Source organism: Streptomyces sp. (assembly GCF_035645055.1).
Lineage (GTDB): Bacteria > Actinomycetota > Actinomycetes > Streptomycetales > Streptomycetaceae > Streptomyces.
Map to the genome: position 1 here is coordinate 62,987 of NZ_DASQNH010000072.1, position 14,666 is coordinate 77,652.

The window sequence follows — 14,666 nt, forward strand, 5'->3', positions numbered from 1 at the left end:
GAGAACGCCGTGCCGATTGGCATGAACGCGATGACGTGTGCGGTGATCCGACACCGTAGGGAGGACTAGACCAGTCGGTCAATGGTGCGGACCAATTTCCCAGCGGATGCGCCCGCCGGTCACAGGCCGGAGGATTCTTTGAAGTAAGCGGTCGTTAACCGGTGACGCGGAGGCCCGGATCGGGCATACTCACTGCGCACAGCCGCTGGTCAGCGGCTTCCGTGACCCGGGAGCCCGCCCCGCGGCCGGCCTCATGAGACAGGCGGAGCCGCCCCACCCACGGCGCTCGTCCGCCGTAGTGCCCGAACGGGAGGAGAGCGTCGCCATGCCCGACCGCGCCCCGCAGCCGGTGGACCGACAACTGCCCACGGACGAGGCCCGGGATCTGATCTCGCTCGTCCGCGACATCGCGCAGCGCGAGATCGCGCCCAGGGCGGCCGAGGAGGAGGAAGCCGGGCGCTTCCCGCGCGAGATCTTCACCCTCCTGTCCGAGTCCGGCCTGCTCGGCCTGCCCTACGACGCCGAGTACGGCGGCGGGGAGCAGCCCTACGAGGTCTACCTCCAGGTCCTGGAGGAGCTGGCCGCGGCCCGGCTCACCGTCGGCCTCGGCGTCAGCGTGCACACGCTGGCCTCCTACGCCCTCGCCACCCACGGCACCAAGGAGCAGCGGGCCGAGCACCTGCCCGCGATGCTCGGCGGCGGTCTGCTCGGCGCCTACTGCCTCTCCGAGCCCGCCTCCGGCTCGGACGCGGCCTCCCTGCGCACCAAGGCCGTCCGGGAGGGTGACGAGTGGGTGCTCACCGGGACCAAGGCCTGGATCACCCACGGCGGCGTCGCCGACTTCTACACCGTGATGGCCCGCACCGGCGAGGACGGCCCGCGCGGGATCACCGCCTTCCTGGTGCCCGGCGACGCCGCGGGGCTGAGCGCCGCGGCACCGGAGAAGAAGATGGGCATGAAGGGCTCGCCCACCGCGCAGGTCCACCTCGACGGGGTGCGCGTCGGTGACGACCGGCGCGTCGGAGGCGAGGGCCAGGGTTTCGCGATCGCCCTGTCCGCCCTGGACGGCGGGCGGCTCGGTATCGCCGCCTGCGCCATAGGCGTCGCCCAGGCGGCGCTCGACGCGGCGGTGGGGTACGCGCGCGAGCGCCGGCAGTTCGGCCGGCCCATCGCCGACTTCCAGGGCCTGCGGTTCATGCTCGCCGACATGGCGACCCAGATCGAGGCGGGCCGCGCCCTCTACCTGGCGGCGGCGCGGCTGAAGGACGCGGGCCGGCCGTTCGCCAAGCAGGCGGCCATGGCCAAGCTGCACTGCACCGACACGGCGATGAAGGTCACCACGGACGCCGTCCAGATCCTCGGCGGCTACGGCTACACCGCGGACTTCCCCGCCGAGCGCTACATGCGCGAGGCCAAGGTGCTGCAGATCGTCGAGGGCACCAATCAGATCCAGCGGATGGTCATCGCCCGTCACCTCGCCGGTCCGGAGACCCGCTGAACTGACCGGGCCTGACCAAGGGCGCCGCCAGCCGGACCCACTCCGGGTCGTGGCGCCCCGGCAGGGTGCGGCCGCGGGTGGCCCAGGCTTGCAGCAGATCGCGGTAGATCGGCGGGTCCTGGAGCTGTGGGGGAGCGGGCGGGGACGGAAGCGGAACCGATTCTGCGACGGTCGGGACGAACAGCTGACGCTGACACCCGGTCGTGGAATAGGTGGGGGTCATACCAGGGCAACGCGGCACCGGCCGGACAGGTCACCGGCGCACGGAATCGGGCGTGAGTTCACGGGGCGCCCGTCCGGCGCGCGGCGCCCGTCCGGCGCGTGACGGCCGTCCGGCGCGTGACGGCCTGCCGGAGCCGCCCGGCGCGAGGGGGCGCGGCGCATCCGCCGGCGCGCGGCCGTACGGCGCGGTCGCTCCCCTCGCGTCAGGGCGTGCCGAACCGCACCACGGCACACCCGGGCCGTGGCGCGGTCGCGGTGAGGAAGGTGCGCCGGGTGGCTCAGGCGGCGCGGCGGCGCATCGCCGGGACGCGCATCGGGCGCGAGCCCGGGCCGCCGACGTGCGAGAACGGCTGCATCCGCCAGTCGAGTCCCTGAGGCAGCGTCAGCAGCAGGGCGGTGTCCTGTTCCTGGGGCTCGATGGACTCGTCCGCGGGACGGGCGTCGGCGGCGCGGCGGCCGGTGCCGGCGCAGACCGTGAGGCCGAACGGATTCCACGGCGAGGCGCACAGCGCGTGCTCCGGCAGGACCTCCTCGTCCGCCAGCAGGGCGATGGGCTGCGCGCAGTCCGGGCAGATCACCCGGTACATCTCGAAGGTGTCGTACGCGTCGAACTCGTCCGCGTCGTCGTGGGCGTCGGGTTCGACGCCCTCCGGCTCGGGTTCGACGACCGGCTGCCGCTTGGGCAGCGTACGACCAGGGCGCTTAAGACTCTGCATGGGATTCTCCCCCTCGGGCTGGGCCGTTCAGGCACTGCGGCCTCGACCACACCAAGCACTTCCCTGCGGCGTTCGGGGGTAATCACGGGAACATCACGGAGTCGGCCCGGATCTTGTGGTGTTCGTCACATGCCATGCGCAGGTGCCCTGCTCGGTGTTCCCGTCGCCCGGATGGCTCATCATCCGGGCGCCGACATCACGAACCGGGCATGACCTGCTCCGTTCGGCTATCCGAGGAGATCAGCCGCACTGTAGGTTCTTGCGCCATGGAGGAGCTGGACCGACAGATCGTGCAGCTGCTCGTCAAGGACGGGCGGATGAGCTACACCGACCTGGGCAAGGCCACGGGCCTGTCCACGTCAGCCGTACACCAGCGGGTGCGCCGGCTGGAGCAGCGGGGCGTCATCCGCGGGTACGCGGCCGTCGTCGACCCCGAGGCGGTCGGGCTGCCGCTGACCGCGTTCATCTCGGTGAAGCCGTTCGACCCGAGCGCGCCCGACGACATCGCCGACCGGCTCGCGGACGTCCCCGAGATCGAGGCCTGCCACAGCGTCGCGGGCGACGAGAACTACATCCTCAAGGTGCGGGTGGCCACCCCCCACGAACTGGAGGAGCTGCTGGCCCGGCTGCGTAGTCTCGCCGGGGTCTCGACCCGTACGACCGTGGTCCTCTCGACGCCGTACGAGGCCCGGCCCCCGCGCATCTGAGCACCTGGGTGCGGGGCGGCGCGCGCGGGGCGCCAGACTGTTCCCATGAGTGAGCGCACCGCCCCGACGAAGACCGTCCTCCTCCGCCGCGGAGAGGTCCACAGCCCCGCCGACCCGTTCGCCACCGCCATGGTGGTCGAGCACGGCCAGGTCGCCTGGGTCGGCTCCGAGGGCGCGGCCGACGCCTTCGCGGACGGCGTCGACGAGGTGATCGACCTCGACGGCGCCCTCGTCACCCCCGCGTTCACCGACGCCCACGTCCACACCACCGCCACCGGGCTGGCTCTCACCGGGCTCGACCTGTCCGCCGCGCGGGACCTCGGCCAGGCGCTCGCACTGGTCCGCGAGTTCGCCGCCGCGCGTCCGCACGACCGGGTCCTGCTCGGGCACGGCTGGGACGCCGCCCGCTGGCCCGGCGGCCGCCCCCCGACCCGCGCCGAGCTGGACGAGGCGACCGGCGGACGGCCCTTGTACCTGAGCCGGATCGACGTGCACTCCGCGGTGGTCACCACGGCCCTGCTCGACCTGACCCCGGGCCTCGGACCGGTGGGCGACGGCCCCCTCACCGCCGAGGCCCACCACGCCGTGCGGGCCACCGCCCTCTCCGCGATCACCCCCGTCCAGCGCGGCGAGGCCCAGCGTGCCGCCCTCGCCCACGCCGCCTCCCTCGGGATCGGCTCGGTGCACGAGTGCGGGGGCCCGGAGATCTCCTCCGAGGACGACTTCACCGGGCTGCTCCGCCTCGCCGCCGAGGAGCCCGGCCCGCGCGTCGTCGGCTACTGGGCCGAACGGGACGTCGACAAGGCCCGGGAGCTGGGCGCGCTGGGCGCCGCCGGCGACCTCTTCGCGGACGGCGCCCTCGGCTCCCACACCGCCTGCCTGCACGAGCCGTACGCCGACGCCGCCCACACCGGCACCGCCTACCTGGACGCCGCCGCGGTCGCCGCCCACGTCGTCGCCTGCACCGAGGCGGGCCTGCAGGCGGGCTTCCACGCCATCGGCGACGCCGCCGTCACCGCCGTCGTCGAGGGCGTGCGCGCCGCCGCCGAGAAGGTCGGACCCGACCGGATCCGGGCCGCCCGGCACCGCGTCGAACACGCCGAGATGCTCACCCCGCAGACCGTCGCCGCCTTCGCCGAACTCGGCCTCACCGCCTCAGTGCAGCCCGCCTTCGACGCCCTGTGGGGCGGCGACGAGGGCATGTACGCCCAGCGGCTCGGCACCGAGCGCGCCCGCACCCTGAACCCGTTCGCGGCCCTGCTGCGGGCCGGTGTCCCGCTCGCTCTCGGCTCGGACAGCCCGGTCACCCCGCTGGACCCGTGGGGCACCGTCCGCGCCGCCGCCTTCCACCGCACGCCCGAGCACCGGGTCTCCGTACGGGCCGCCTTCACCGCCCACACGCGCGGCGGCTGGCGGGCGATCGGCCGCGACGACGCGGGCCTCCTGGTGCCGGGCGCGCCCGCGGACTACGCCGTGTGGCGCACCGGCGCGCTGGTCGTGCAGGCTCCGGACGACCGGGTGGCCCGCTGGTCCACCGACCCGCGCTCCGGCACCCCCGGCCTGCCCGATCTCACCCCTGGCGGCGACCTGCCCGTCTGCTTGCGCACGGTGGTCGGCGGGCGGACGGTGTTCGTACGGCCGGGCGAGTGATCTCCCGGGGTGGCGGCGCGGCGGCCGGGGGACGGCGCCCCGTCGCGCGACCTGCGCATCCTCCCCGTCCGACCTGCGGTTTCATGCCAGAACCGCAGGTCAAGCTGCTGTTGACAGGCGGCGGTCAGGGGCCGGTAGGTTCGGCCGGGTCCACCACCGGACACCCGACCGGGGAACGTTCGCCCGCTCGTCGCGGCGCCGCTGGGTCAGGGATGGTGTACCGCACCGGGGCACCGTCGCTGGGAGCCAGGCTCAGCGCCGGCGCCGCACCCGGGGGAACGTTCCGGCCGGCCGGGAAGGTGTGACCCGGGTGGGGCCCGGGTGCTCAGTAGACAACGGCTTTCGGCAGACCCGCAGCCAGCGGGTCCCAGGTCGGCCCGAAGGGCGCCGGGCCCCCATCCGCCGCACGGCCGAAAACCCGTGGCTCCACCCCGCTCGCGCGCGATCCGCACCACCATCCGCACGTCTTGTCACGTCATCGCAGGCCGCGGCCACTATGGTGGACGTCTGCGACGGACATGAAGGGGCAGTAGTGAACGACGGCGAAGGGACCCGCGCGGCAGAGGCCCAGGGGAGGCGCTTCGGCCCGCTCGGCACGGCCTTGGTGATCATTCCGACCTACAACGAGGCGGAGAACATCAAGGCGATCGTGGGCCGGGTGCGCGAGGCGGTCCCCGAGGCGCATGTTCTCGTGGCCGACGACAACAGCCCCGACGGCACGGGCAAGCTCGCCGACGAACTCGCCGCCGCCGACGACCAGGTCCACGTGCTGCACCGCAAGGGCAAGGAGGGCCTGGGCGCCGCCTACCTCGCGGGCTTCCGCTGGGGGCTGGAGCGCGACTACGGCGTGCTGATCGAGATGGATGCCGACGGCTCCCACCAGCCCGAGGAACTGCCCCGGCTGCTGACCGCCCTCAAGGGCGCCGACCTGGTGCTCGGCTCCCGCTGGGTGCCGGGCGGCCGGGTGGTGAACTGGCCCAAGTCCCGCGAGATCATCTCCCGGGGCGGCAGCCTCTACTCGCGCCTCGCGCTCGACCTGCCGCTGCGCGACATCACCGGTGGCTACCGCGCCTTCCGCGCGGAGACCCTGCGCGGCCTCGGCCTCGACGACGTCGCCTCCCAGGGCTACTGCTTCCAGGTCGACCTCGCCCGCCGCGCGATCAAGGCCGGCTACCACGTCGTCGAGGTCCCCATCACCTTCGTCGAACGCGAACTGGGTGACTCGAAGATGAGCCGCGACATCCTGGTGGAAGCCCTGTGGCGGGTCACCACCTGGGGCGTGGGGGAGCGGGTCGGCAAGCTGCTGGGCGGCCGGGGCGGCGACGCGGCCAAGCCGTAGGGCTGTGGCGTCGGCCCTTATCCCCTGCTGAGCCGGGCCCAGGCACACTGGAGCCATGATGACTGGCGCTTCGACCCCTCCGCCCGCCACCCGGCCCCGGCGGTCCCGGCTGCGTACCGTGCTGCCGCTCGCCGTCGCGGCCTGGCTGGTGCTGGAGATCTGGCTGCTCACCGTGGTCGCGGACGTGGCGGGCGGGTTCATGGTGTTCCTGCTGCTGATCGCCGGGATCGTCCTCGGCTCGGTGGTGATCAAGCGGGCGGGACGGCGCGCCTTCCAGAACCTCAACGAGGCGCTGCAGCGGGGCACGGCCCCCTCCAGCGGCGGCGGCAGCGGCAGCGGCCTGATGATGCTGGGCGGCCTGCTGCTGATGCTGCCCGGGCCGATCTCGGACGTCGCCGGTCTGCTGCTGCTCGTCCCGCCGGTCCAGAAGGCCCTGGGGCGGTACGCGGAGCGGACGGTGGACCGCAAGCTGCGCCGGGCCGCCCCCGGTGGCCTGGGTGACGCCTTCCAGCAGGCCCGGATGCGCCGTCCCGACGGCAAGGTCGTGCTGGGCGAGGTCATCCGCGACGAGCCCGGGGACGCGCCGCGCGAACAGCGTCCGCCGCTGAACCGCTGAGTGCGGCCCCGGCCCGCCGGGTTCGGGCCCGGCCCGCCAAGAGCACTGCGGGCACAACGACCGCGGGCGCCGTACGTGGAGTCACGTACGGCGCCCGCGGTCATCGTGCGTGCGCTGGATAGCGGGCCAGGCTCCGCGGGGATCAGGCCGACTTGCGGCTGTCCCGGGGATGAACGGCGATGTTCATCGCGCCGGAACGCAGCACGGCGAGGCGCTCCTCGAGGACCTCTTCGAGCTCCTCGCGGGTACGCCGCTCCATCAGCATGTCCCAATGCGTTCGCGCCGGCTTGGCCTTCTTCTCCTCCGGGCCGTCGCCGTCCACGAGGAGTGCCTGGGCCCCGCAGACCTTGCACTCCCACTCCGGCGGGATCTCCGCCTCGACCGAGAAGGGCATCTCGAAGCGGTGCCCCTTCTCGCATGCGTACTCCACGGCCTGGCGCGGGGCCAGGTCGATGCCGCGGTCCGTCTCGTAGCTGGTCACCACGAGGCGCGTGCCGCGAAGAGCTCGCTCACTCATGAATCGTGCCTCCCGGGCTTGTCGCCCACAGGACAGGTGTCGCTGTCGTCGTCATCCGGTCAACGTCCGGTCGGCGGTAAAGATTCCCGTTCCGCGTCACGTTCCGGGTCATGCGTCGCCGTCGTAGCCGCAGCCTTGTCAACCAGTGCAGTACCCACAGGCGCCCGCTTTGTCACATCTGCTCGGAGATGTCACCCAGCGTTTGGGCATCTTTGACGCGCAGTAACGGTACGCCTGGCAGGCCAAACGCGTACACTACAGCCCTTTCGCGCAGAGTGCTAAATCCTTTCGGGAACAGGGTTGCCCGCGTCGCCGATCGCCCGCCGCAGCGGCACCCTCGCGAGCAGCAGGAATCCCAGCACGAAGAAGGCCACCAGCGAGATGATCGCGTCCCGGTAGCTCCCGGTCAGCTGGTAGGTCAGGCCGAACACCAGCGGGCCCAGCCAGCTCATTCCGCGGTCGCTCAGCTCGTACGCCGAGAAGTACTCGGCCTCCTTGCCGGGCGGGACCAGGTGCGAGAACAGGGAGCGGGAGAGCGCCTGGCTGCCGCCGAGGACCAGGCCGATCCCGGCGGCCAGCGCGAAGAACCACACCGGCGCCCCGGCGGGCAGGAAGTACCCCGTGGCGAGAATCACGGTCCACGCCACCAGCGAGCCGAGCACCGTCCGCTGGGCGCCGTACCGCCGGGCCAGCCGCCCCAGCAGCAGCGCGCCCGCCACCGCCAGCACCTGCACCAGCAGCACGGCCCCGATGAGCGTCGACTGGCCGAGCCCCAGCTCCTCGGAGCCGTAGACCGAGGCCTGGGTGATCACCGTCTGGATGCCGTCGTTGTAGACCAGGTACGCCAGCAGGAAGGCCAGGGTCAGCGGATGACGGCGCATGTCCCGCAGGGTCGCCGCGAGCTGCCGGCGGCCACTGAGCGCCGGTGCCGGGCGCGCCGCCGGGCGGTCGCGCAGCCGGCGCAGCGGGATCACGGCGAACGCGCCCCACCACAGTCCGGCCGAGGCCAGGCAGATCCGCACGGCCTCGCCCTCGGCCAGGCCGAAGGACTCGTGGGCCAGGTAGAGCACCAGATCGCCGACGAGGACCAGCGCTCCGGCCGCGTACCCGAAGGCCCACCCGCGCGAGGAGACGGCGTCCCGCTCCTCGGGCGGCGCGATCTGCGGCAGATAGGAGTTGTAGAGCATCATCGCCACCGACTGGGCCGCGTTCGCCACGATCAGCAGCGCCCCGCCGAGCAGATAGCGGTCGCCGGAGAGGAAGAACATGCCCGCGGTGGCCGCCGCGCCGAGATACGCGGCGGCGGCCAGCAGGGGCTTCTTGCGGCCCGTGCGGTCGGCGGCGGCGCCCACCAGGGGCATCGCCACGATGGCCACGATCACCGACAGGGAGACCGCGTACGCGAAGAAGGACCCCGCGCGCACCGGAATGCCCAGGGGGTGCAGGAACCCGTCGGTGTCCGCGGCCGACTTGGCGACCGAGGTCAGATAGGGACCCAGGAAGACCGTGAGCACGCTCGTCGAGTACACGGAGCACGCCCAGTCGTAGACGTACCAGCCGCGCTGTTCGCGCCGGCGCGCGGCGGACCCGTCCGCGTCCTCCGCGCCGGTCCGCACGGTGTCGGTGCCCACCCGTGCCCTCGCTTCCCCGTGCATGATGCGCACGGGCCGGGGCGGGGCCCGTCGCGTCAGGACCAGACGCCCCGGTCCTCCATGACCTTGCGCAGTGTGTCGATGTGATCGGTCATGATGCCATCGACTCCGAGGTCCAGGAGCCGGTGCATCCGGGCCGGTTCGTTGATCGTCCACACGTGCACGTGGAGCCCGCGCGCGTGGGCCGCGCGGACGAAGCGGCGGTCCACCACCCGGATGCCGGAGCGGGACTCGGGCACCTGGGCGGCGACGGCCGTGCGGCGCACCGTCGCCGGGACGCCCCAGGAGCGCAGCCGCAGATGCAGCACCCCGCGGGTGCCGTACGACGTCGCCAGGCGCTCTCCGGCCAGGCGCTGGGCGCGCACCACGCGCGCCTCGGAGAAGGAGCCGACGCAGACCCGGTCCCAGGCGCCGGTGCGGGCGACCAGATCGAGGAAGGGGCGGAGTGCCGACTCCGTCTTGAGGTCGACGTTCCAGCGCACCTCGGGGAAGGTCTCCAGCAGCTCCTCGAACAGCGGCACCGGTTCCCGGCCGCCCACGCGCGCGCGGCGCACCTCCGCCCAGGGCAGGTCCGCGATCCGGCCCGCTCCGTCGGTCACCCGGTCCAGCGTCGCGTCGTGGAACGCCACGAGCCGGCCGTCCCGCGTGGTGTGCACATCGGTCTCGATGTACCGGTAGCCCGCCTCGACCGCCCGCCGGAACTGGAACACCGTGTTCTCCAGGCCGTCGGCCGCCCCGCCCCGGTGGGCGAAGGGGATGGGGCCGGGATGGTCGAGATAGGGGTGGCGTACGCGCGAGGTCACCGACGCAGTATCGCTCCCCGCGGTTGCCCGGCGGCGACCACGGCGCTGCCGTCGGATGCCTGCGGGACGGCGAACACCCGCAGGAAGAGCTGGGCGAGCGGGCCGATCGAGACCGCGTACAGCAGCGTGCCGACGCCGATGGTGCCGCCCAGCGCGAAACCGGTGACGACGACCGCCACCTCGACGGCCGTCCGCATCAGCCGGATCGAGCGGCCGGTGCGCCGGTACAGTCCGGTCATCAGTCCGTCGCGCGGCCCGGGCCCGAACCGCGCGGCGATGTACAGGCCGGTGGCGAGGCCGTTCAGCAGGACGCCGGCCAGCAGGAGGGGGATCCGGACGGCGAGGGTGTCCGCCCCGGGGACGAGCGCGAGCGTGCCGTCCATGGCGACCCCGACCACGAAGACGTTCGAGACCGTGCCCAGGCCGGGACGCTGCCGCAGTGGGATCCACAGCAGCAGCACCGCCGCGCCCACGATGATCGACACCACGCCGATCGTCAGCCCGGTGCGCTCCGCCAGGCCCTGATGGAGCACGTTCCACGGCTCCAGGCCGAGCCCCGCCTCCACCAGGAGCGCGGAACTGGCGCCGTACAGCGCGAGCCCGCCGTACAGCTGGATCAACCGGCGCGGAAGATGCCCTTGTGCGGACAAGACGTGCCCCCTGGTGGTAGTGGCCTGACGCATGACACTCTGTGGCGTGGAGTGACACGTCATCCATGGCCAATTCAGGGAAGGTGGACTGGTACTCATGGCGCAGTGGACCTCAGCCGTGGGGGCCGCGCAGCTCGCCCGGCTGCTCAAGTCCCAGCAGGACCGCCCGGCGGGCACCGGCAGCCGCCGTCCCCCCGCCTACCGGGCGCTCGCCGACGGCGTCCGGCTGCTGGTCCTGGAAGGGCGGGTGCCGGTGGCCGCCCGGCTGCCCGCCGAGCGCGAGCTGGCCCTCGCGCTGTCCGTGAGCCGTACGACCGTCGCGGCGGCCTACGAGGCGCTGCGCAGCGAGGGCTTCCTGGAGTCCCGGCGCGGCGCCGGCAGCTGGACGGCCGTCCCGGCCGGGAACCCGCTGCCCGCGCGGGGCCTGGAACCGCTGCCGCCGGAGGCGCTGGGCTCGATGATCGACCTCGGCTGCGCGGCGCTGCCCGCACCCGAACCGTGGCTCACGCGCGCGGTGCAGGGCGCCCTGGAGGAACTGCCGCCGTACGCGCACACGCACGGCGACTATCCGGCCGGGCTGCCCGCCCTGCGCGCGATGATCGCCGAGCGCTACACCACGCGGGGCATCCCCACCATGCCCGAGCAGATCATGGTCACGACCGGCGCGATGGGCGCCATCGACGCGATCTGCCATCTCTTCGCGGGGCGCGGCGAGCGGATCGCCGTCGAGTCGCCGTCGTACGCCAACATCCTCCAGCTGATGCGCGAGGCCGGGGCCCGGCTGGTGCCCGTCGCCATGGCCGAGGGACTGACCGGCTGGGACATGGACCGCTGGCGCCAGGTGCTGCGGGACGCCGCGCCGCGCATCGCCTATGTCGTCGCCGACTTCCACAACCCCACCGGCGCGCTCGTCGGCGAGGACCAGCGGCGGCGGCTGGTGGAGGCGGCCCGGTCCGCCGGGACCGTGCTGGTCGCCGACGAGACGATGAGCGAGCTGTGGCTCGACGAGGACAGGGCGGGCACGATGCCGCCGCCGGTGTGCGCCTTCGACCCCGCCGGTTCCACGGTGGTCACCGTCGGGTCGGCCAGCAAGGCGTTCTGGGCCGGTATGCGCATCGGCTGGGTGCGCGCGGCACCGGACGTCATCCGCAGCCTGGTCGCCGCGCGCGCCTACGCCGACCTGGGCACACCGGTGCTGGAGCAGCTGGCCGTGCACTGGCTGTTCAGTACCGGCGGCTGGGCGCAGGCCGTGGAGCTGCGCCGGGAGCAGGCCCGGGAGAACCGGGACGCGCTGGTCGCCGCCGTGCGGCGGGAACTTCCGGAGTGGGAGTTCGAGGTGCCCGAGGGCGGGCTGACCCTGTGGGTGCGCGCCGGGGGGCTGTCCGGGTCGCGGCTCGCCGAGGCGGGGGAGCGGGTCGGGGTGCGGGTGCCGTCCGGGCCGCGCTTCGGCGTCGACGGGGCGTTCGAGGGGTATGTGCGGCTGCCGTTCACGGTGGGCGGCGCGGTCGCGGAGGAGGCCGCGGTGCGGCTGGCCGCGGCGGCGCGGCTGGTGGAGAGCGGGGGGACCGTGGGCGTGGAGGCGGGGCGGATGTTCGTGGCGTGAGGGGGCTTCGCGCGTGACGTACGAGAGGGGCCCCGCGCGGGGCCCCCTCCTCGTTGTCCCGGTGCGGTGCCTGCGCTCGGTCAGGAACTCTCCGCCGCGACCGCCTTCGCGGCCAGCGGCTCGGCGACCGGCTCCGCCGGTGCCTCGGACTCCGGTTCCGCCGGCTCCGCCGGTTCCTCGTCCACCGGTGTGCTGCGCGGCGGCAGCAGGTCGAGGACGGCCTGCCGGTGGGCGTCGCTGGTCGCGTCGTCGTACGGGTCGGGCGTCGCCGGGACCTGGAGGCGCAGCACCGGACCCGTGCCGAGGCGGGCGTAGCCGCGGCCCGCGGGGACATGGGCGGCCGGCGTGGTGTGCGGCGGGGCGCCCAGGACCGCCTGGAGCTGCTCGGTGGTGGCCGGGCCGAGCACGACACGCGCGCGCGCGTGCTGGCGTACGGCGTCACCGAGGGCGTCCAGGGTGTCGAACTGCTCGGCGACGACCACGGTGACGCCCGCCGCGCGGCCGTGCCGCAGCGGCACCTGGAGCAGGGAGACGGGGTCCTTGGTGCCGTCGGCCGACGCGAGGTGCCCCAGCGCGGTCGGCCGGTCCAGCAGCAGCCACAGGGGCCGCCTGGTGTCGTCCGGCGGCGGGCTGCCCTCCTGCCGGGCGCGGTTGACGGCGATCAGCCGGCGCTCGGTCTCGGCCGCCGCCCACTCCAGCCCGGCCAGTGCCCCGGCCAGATCACACTCGACCGCCAGCACGCCGTCGCGGCCGGTCAGGCAGGCGTACTCGCCGGTTCCGCCGCCCTCGACGATGAGGATGTCGCCGTACCGCAGGACCTGGAGCGCGAGGGAACGCAGCAGGGTGGAGGTGCCGGTGCCCGGCTGGCCGACGGCCAGCAGATGCGGCTCGGTCGAGCGGATCCCGGTGCGCCAGACGACCGGCGGGACGTCGCGCCGCTCCTCGCCGTGGGTGAGGGGGAGCGTGCGCTGGACCTCGGAGGGGTCGGTGAAGCCGAGGACCGTCTCGCCCGGGGCGGTGACGAAGCGCTGGGCGGCGATGTCGGTGGGGAGCGGGGCGAGGACGGTGACGGTGAGCTGGTTGCCCTCCTCGTCCCAGTCGAAGTGGTACTCCCGGCCGCGGCCCGACTTGGCGGAGAGCAGGTGCTCCACGCGGGAGCGCGCCTCGGGCTCGCCGTCCGGGAAGTAGGCCGGGTAGCGGACCGCCAGGTGGGAGACCCGGCCCGAGCCGTCGAACTCGTACTCGGGGAAGACCTTGTCCCACGCGCCGCCGTGGGCGTACAGCGGCTCGGGGTCCTCGGCGGTCGAGAAGTAGGGGACCAGGGCCTCGTAGAGCGACTTCAGCCGCTCCGTCTGCGACTCGTCGGGCCCGTCCGGCGCGGCCGGGGCGCGGTCCCGGCCCTGCCAGGCTGCCGCCGCCATCAGCGTGATGACGGCGAGCAGCGGGCCGTACGGCACCAGTGCCACGACCAGGACCACCGAGGCCACCAGGAACAGCAGTGGCCCGTGCTTGTCCGTGGGGGTGTCGGCCCACTTGCGCCGCCCGGCCGCCGCCAGCCGGCGCAGTCCGCGCGTGATCGTGATCAGCGGGTGGAGGACGTCGGTGGCGCTGTCGGCCGCCGTCCGGGCCAGCTCCCGGCTCCGGGCGATCTGCGCGCTGCCTGTGCTCAGGATGCGGGGGAGGGGGCGCCGGGCCACTGCTGTCTCCTGAAGGTGCGTACGGGCGGGACGGACGTCAGAACTTGATGCCGCCGAGGAGGCTCGCGAGGCTCTCGCCGCCGGCCTTGATGCTCGGCGCGATGGCGGTGCTCGCGAGGTAGAAGCCGAAGAGCGCGGCCACCAGGGCGTGTGATGCCTTGAGTCCGTCCTTCTTGAAGAAGAGGAAGACGATGATGCCGAGCAGGACCACGCCTGAGATGGACAGAATCATTTGAGTTCTCCTGGTTCGTGGGGACAGTCACCATGAGTACTTCCAGGCTCACAGGATGTATCCATACGATAAAAGGTGCAACTGGGTGAAATTCGGTAGATTTCGCCCAATCGGCTGAGCCATCCTCGGCCGTGCCGGGCCGGGGGTTGCGCCCGGGCGGGTGCGTCGTGATCTTTACCTCCGGCACATCGGGTCATGTGCCGCGCGAGCCAGTACCCTGGCGATTCACCTGAACGGTTGCAGTGAGAGGCGGTCCGGCCGATGAGTGAAGCCCCCGACCCCGAGGTCGTGGAGCTGGCGACGAAGATCTTCGATCTGGCCCGGCGGGGACAGACCGAGGCGCTCGTGGCGTATGTCGACGCGGGAGTTCCGGCCAACCTCACCAATGACCGCGGCGACTCCCTGGTGATGCTCGCCGCCTATCACGGCCACGCGCAGACCGTACGGGCGCTGCTCGCCCGGGGCGCCGAGGCGGACCGGGTCAACGACCGAGGCCAGACCCCGCTCGCCGGGGCGGTCTTCAAGGGCGAGGAAGACGTCATCAAGGCGTTGCTGGACGGCGGAGCCGACCCTTCCGCCGGGACTCCGTCAGCGGTCGACACCGCTCGGATGTTCGGCAAGGCCGAGCTGCTGAAGCTGTTCGGCGCGGATTGATTCATCGCGTCTGATCAGGTAAAACGCACGTTCTGACCAGGTAGGAAGACGACCACGGGGGAGGCGGTACGGGGCCGCCGGAAATTTCGGTCGCGGCATCGAGAGACGCC

General features: G+C 73.3%; 14 protein-coding genes. 7 read left to right on the forward strand and 7 right to left on the reverse strand.

Going from position 1 to position 14,666, the window contains the following annotated elements; all coding sequences use genetic code 11:
* Positions 1-325: 325 nt before the first annotated feature.
* Positions 326-1,498, forward strand: coding sequence for an acyl-CoA dehydrogenase family protein (locus VE614_RS23665; protein WP_324940673.1), 1,173 nt, complete (start codon positions 326-328; stop codon positions 1,496-1,498).
* Positions 1,499-1,998: 500 nt separating this feature from the next.
* Here the strand turns inward: VE614_RS23665 and VE614_RS23670 are convergent, their stop codons facing one another.
* Positions 1,999-2,436, reverse strand: coding sequence for a hypothetical protein (locus VE614_RS23670; protein ID WP_324940676.1), 438 nt, complete (start codon positions 2,434-2,436; stop codon positions 1,999-2,001).
* 266 nt (positions 2,437-2,702) lie between these two features.
* Between VE614_RS23670 and VE614_RS23675 the strand changes: the two genes are divergently transcribed.
* From VE614_RS23675 to fxsA, 4 genes are all read left to right on the forward strand, one after another.
* Positions 2,703-3,143, forward strand: a complete 441-nt coding sequence (locus tag VE614_RS23675) for an Lrp/AsnC family transcriptional regulator (RefSeq protein ID WP_076092236.1) — start codon at positions 2,703-2,705, stop codon at positions 3,141-3,143.
* Positions 3,144-3,188: 45 nt separating this feature from the next.
* Complete coding sequence (locus VE614_RS23680) at positions 3,189-4,793, forward strand: amidohydrolase (RefSeq protein WP_324940682.1); 1,605 nt, start codon at positions 3,189-3,191, stop codon at positions 4,791-4,793.
* 532 nt (positions 4,794-5,325) lie between these two features.
* A complete protein-coding gene (locus VE614_RS23685) occupies positions 5,326-6,132 on the forward strand; it encodes a polyprenol monophosphomannose synthase (RefSeq protein ID WP_324940686.1) in 807 nt (268 codons plus the stop codon).
* Between the two features lie 55 nt (positions 6,133-6,187).
* On the forward strand, positions 6,188-6,748 hold the full coding sequence (fxsA, locus tag VE614_RS23690; protein ID WP_324940689.1) for an FxsA family membrane protein: 561 nt from the start codon (positions 6,188-6,190) through the stop codon (positions 6,746-6,748).
* Between the two features lie 142 nt (positions 6,749-6,890).
* Here the strand turns inward: fxsA and VE614_RS23695 are convergent, their stop codons facing one another.
* From VE614_RS23695 to VE614_RS23710, 4 genes are all read right to left on the reverse strand, one after another.
* Positions 6,891-7,265 carry an RNA polymerase-binding protein RbpA gene (locus tag VE614_RS23695; RefSeq protein WP_003977404.1) on the reverse strand — a complete coding sequence of 125 codons (375 nt, stop codon included), beginning with the start codon at positions 7,263-7,265 and terminating at the stop codon, positions 6,891-6,893.
* Between the two features lie 278 nt (positions 7,266-7,543).
* Positions 7,544-8,896 carry an MFS transporter gene (locus tag VE614_RS23700; RefSeq protein WP_324940692.1) on the reverse strand — a complete coding sequence of 451 codons (1,353 nt, stop codon included), beginning with the start codon at positions 8,894-8,896 and terminating at the stop codon, positions 7,544-7,546.
* 56 nt (positions 8,897-8,952) lie between these two features.
* Complete coding sequence (locus VE614_RS23705) at positions 8,953-9,720, reverse strand: glycerophosphodiester phosphodiesterase (protein ID WP_324940694.1); 768 nt, start codon at positions 9,718-9,720, stop codon at positions 8,953-8,955.
* Positions 9,717-10,403, reverse strand: a complete 687-nt coding sequence (locus VE614_RS23710; protein ID WP_324940697.1) for a hypothetical protein — start codon at positions 10,401-10,403, stop codon at positions 9,717-9,719. The genes VE614_RS23705 and VE614_RS23710 overlap by 4 nt, the downstream gene beginning before the upstream one ends.
* Before the next feature lie 64 nt (positions 10,404-10,467).
* Here VE614_RS23710 and VE614_RS23715 point away from each other — a divergent pair, with 64 nt between their 5' ends.
* Positions 10,468-11,973, forward strand: coding sequence for a PLP-dependent aminotransferase family protein (locus tag VE614_RS23715; RefSeq protein WP_324940700.1), 1,506 nt, complete (start codon positions 10,468-10,470; stop codon positions 11,971-11,973).
* 80 nt (positions 11,974-12,053) lie between these two features.
* Here the strand turns inward: VE614_RS23715 and VE614_RS23720 are convergent, their stop codons facing one another.
* Positions 12,054-13,670 (reverse strand): hypothetical protein, encoded by a 1,617-nt coding sequence (locus VE614_RS23720; RefSeq protein WP_324940703.1) that lies wholly within the window; start codon positions 13,668-13,670, stop codon positions 12,054-12,056.
* Positions 13,671-13,707: 37 nt separating this feature from the next.
* Positions 13,708-13,902 carry a hypothetical protein gene (locus VE614_RS23725; RefSeq protein WP_015661880.1) on the reverse strand — a complete coding sequence of 65 codons (195 nt, stop codon included), beginning with the start codon at positions 13,900-13,902 and terminating at the stop codon, positions 13,708-13,710.
* Positions 13,903-14,163: 261 nt separating this feature from the next.
* Here VE614_RS23725 and VE614_RS23730 point away from each other — a divergent pair, with 261 nt between their 5' ends.
* A complete protein-coding gene (locus tag VE614_RS23730; protein WP_324940708.1) occupies positions 14,164-14,556 on the forward strand; it encodes an ankyrin repeat domain-containing protein in 393 nt (130 codons plus the stop codon).
* Positions 14,557-14,666 lie beyond the last annotated feature (110 nt).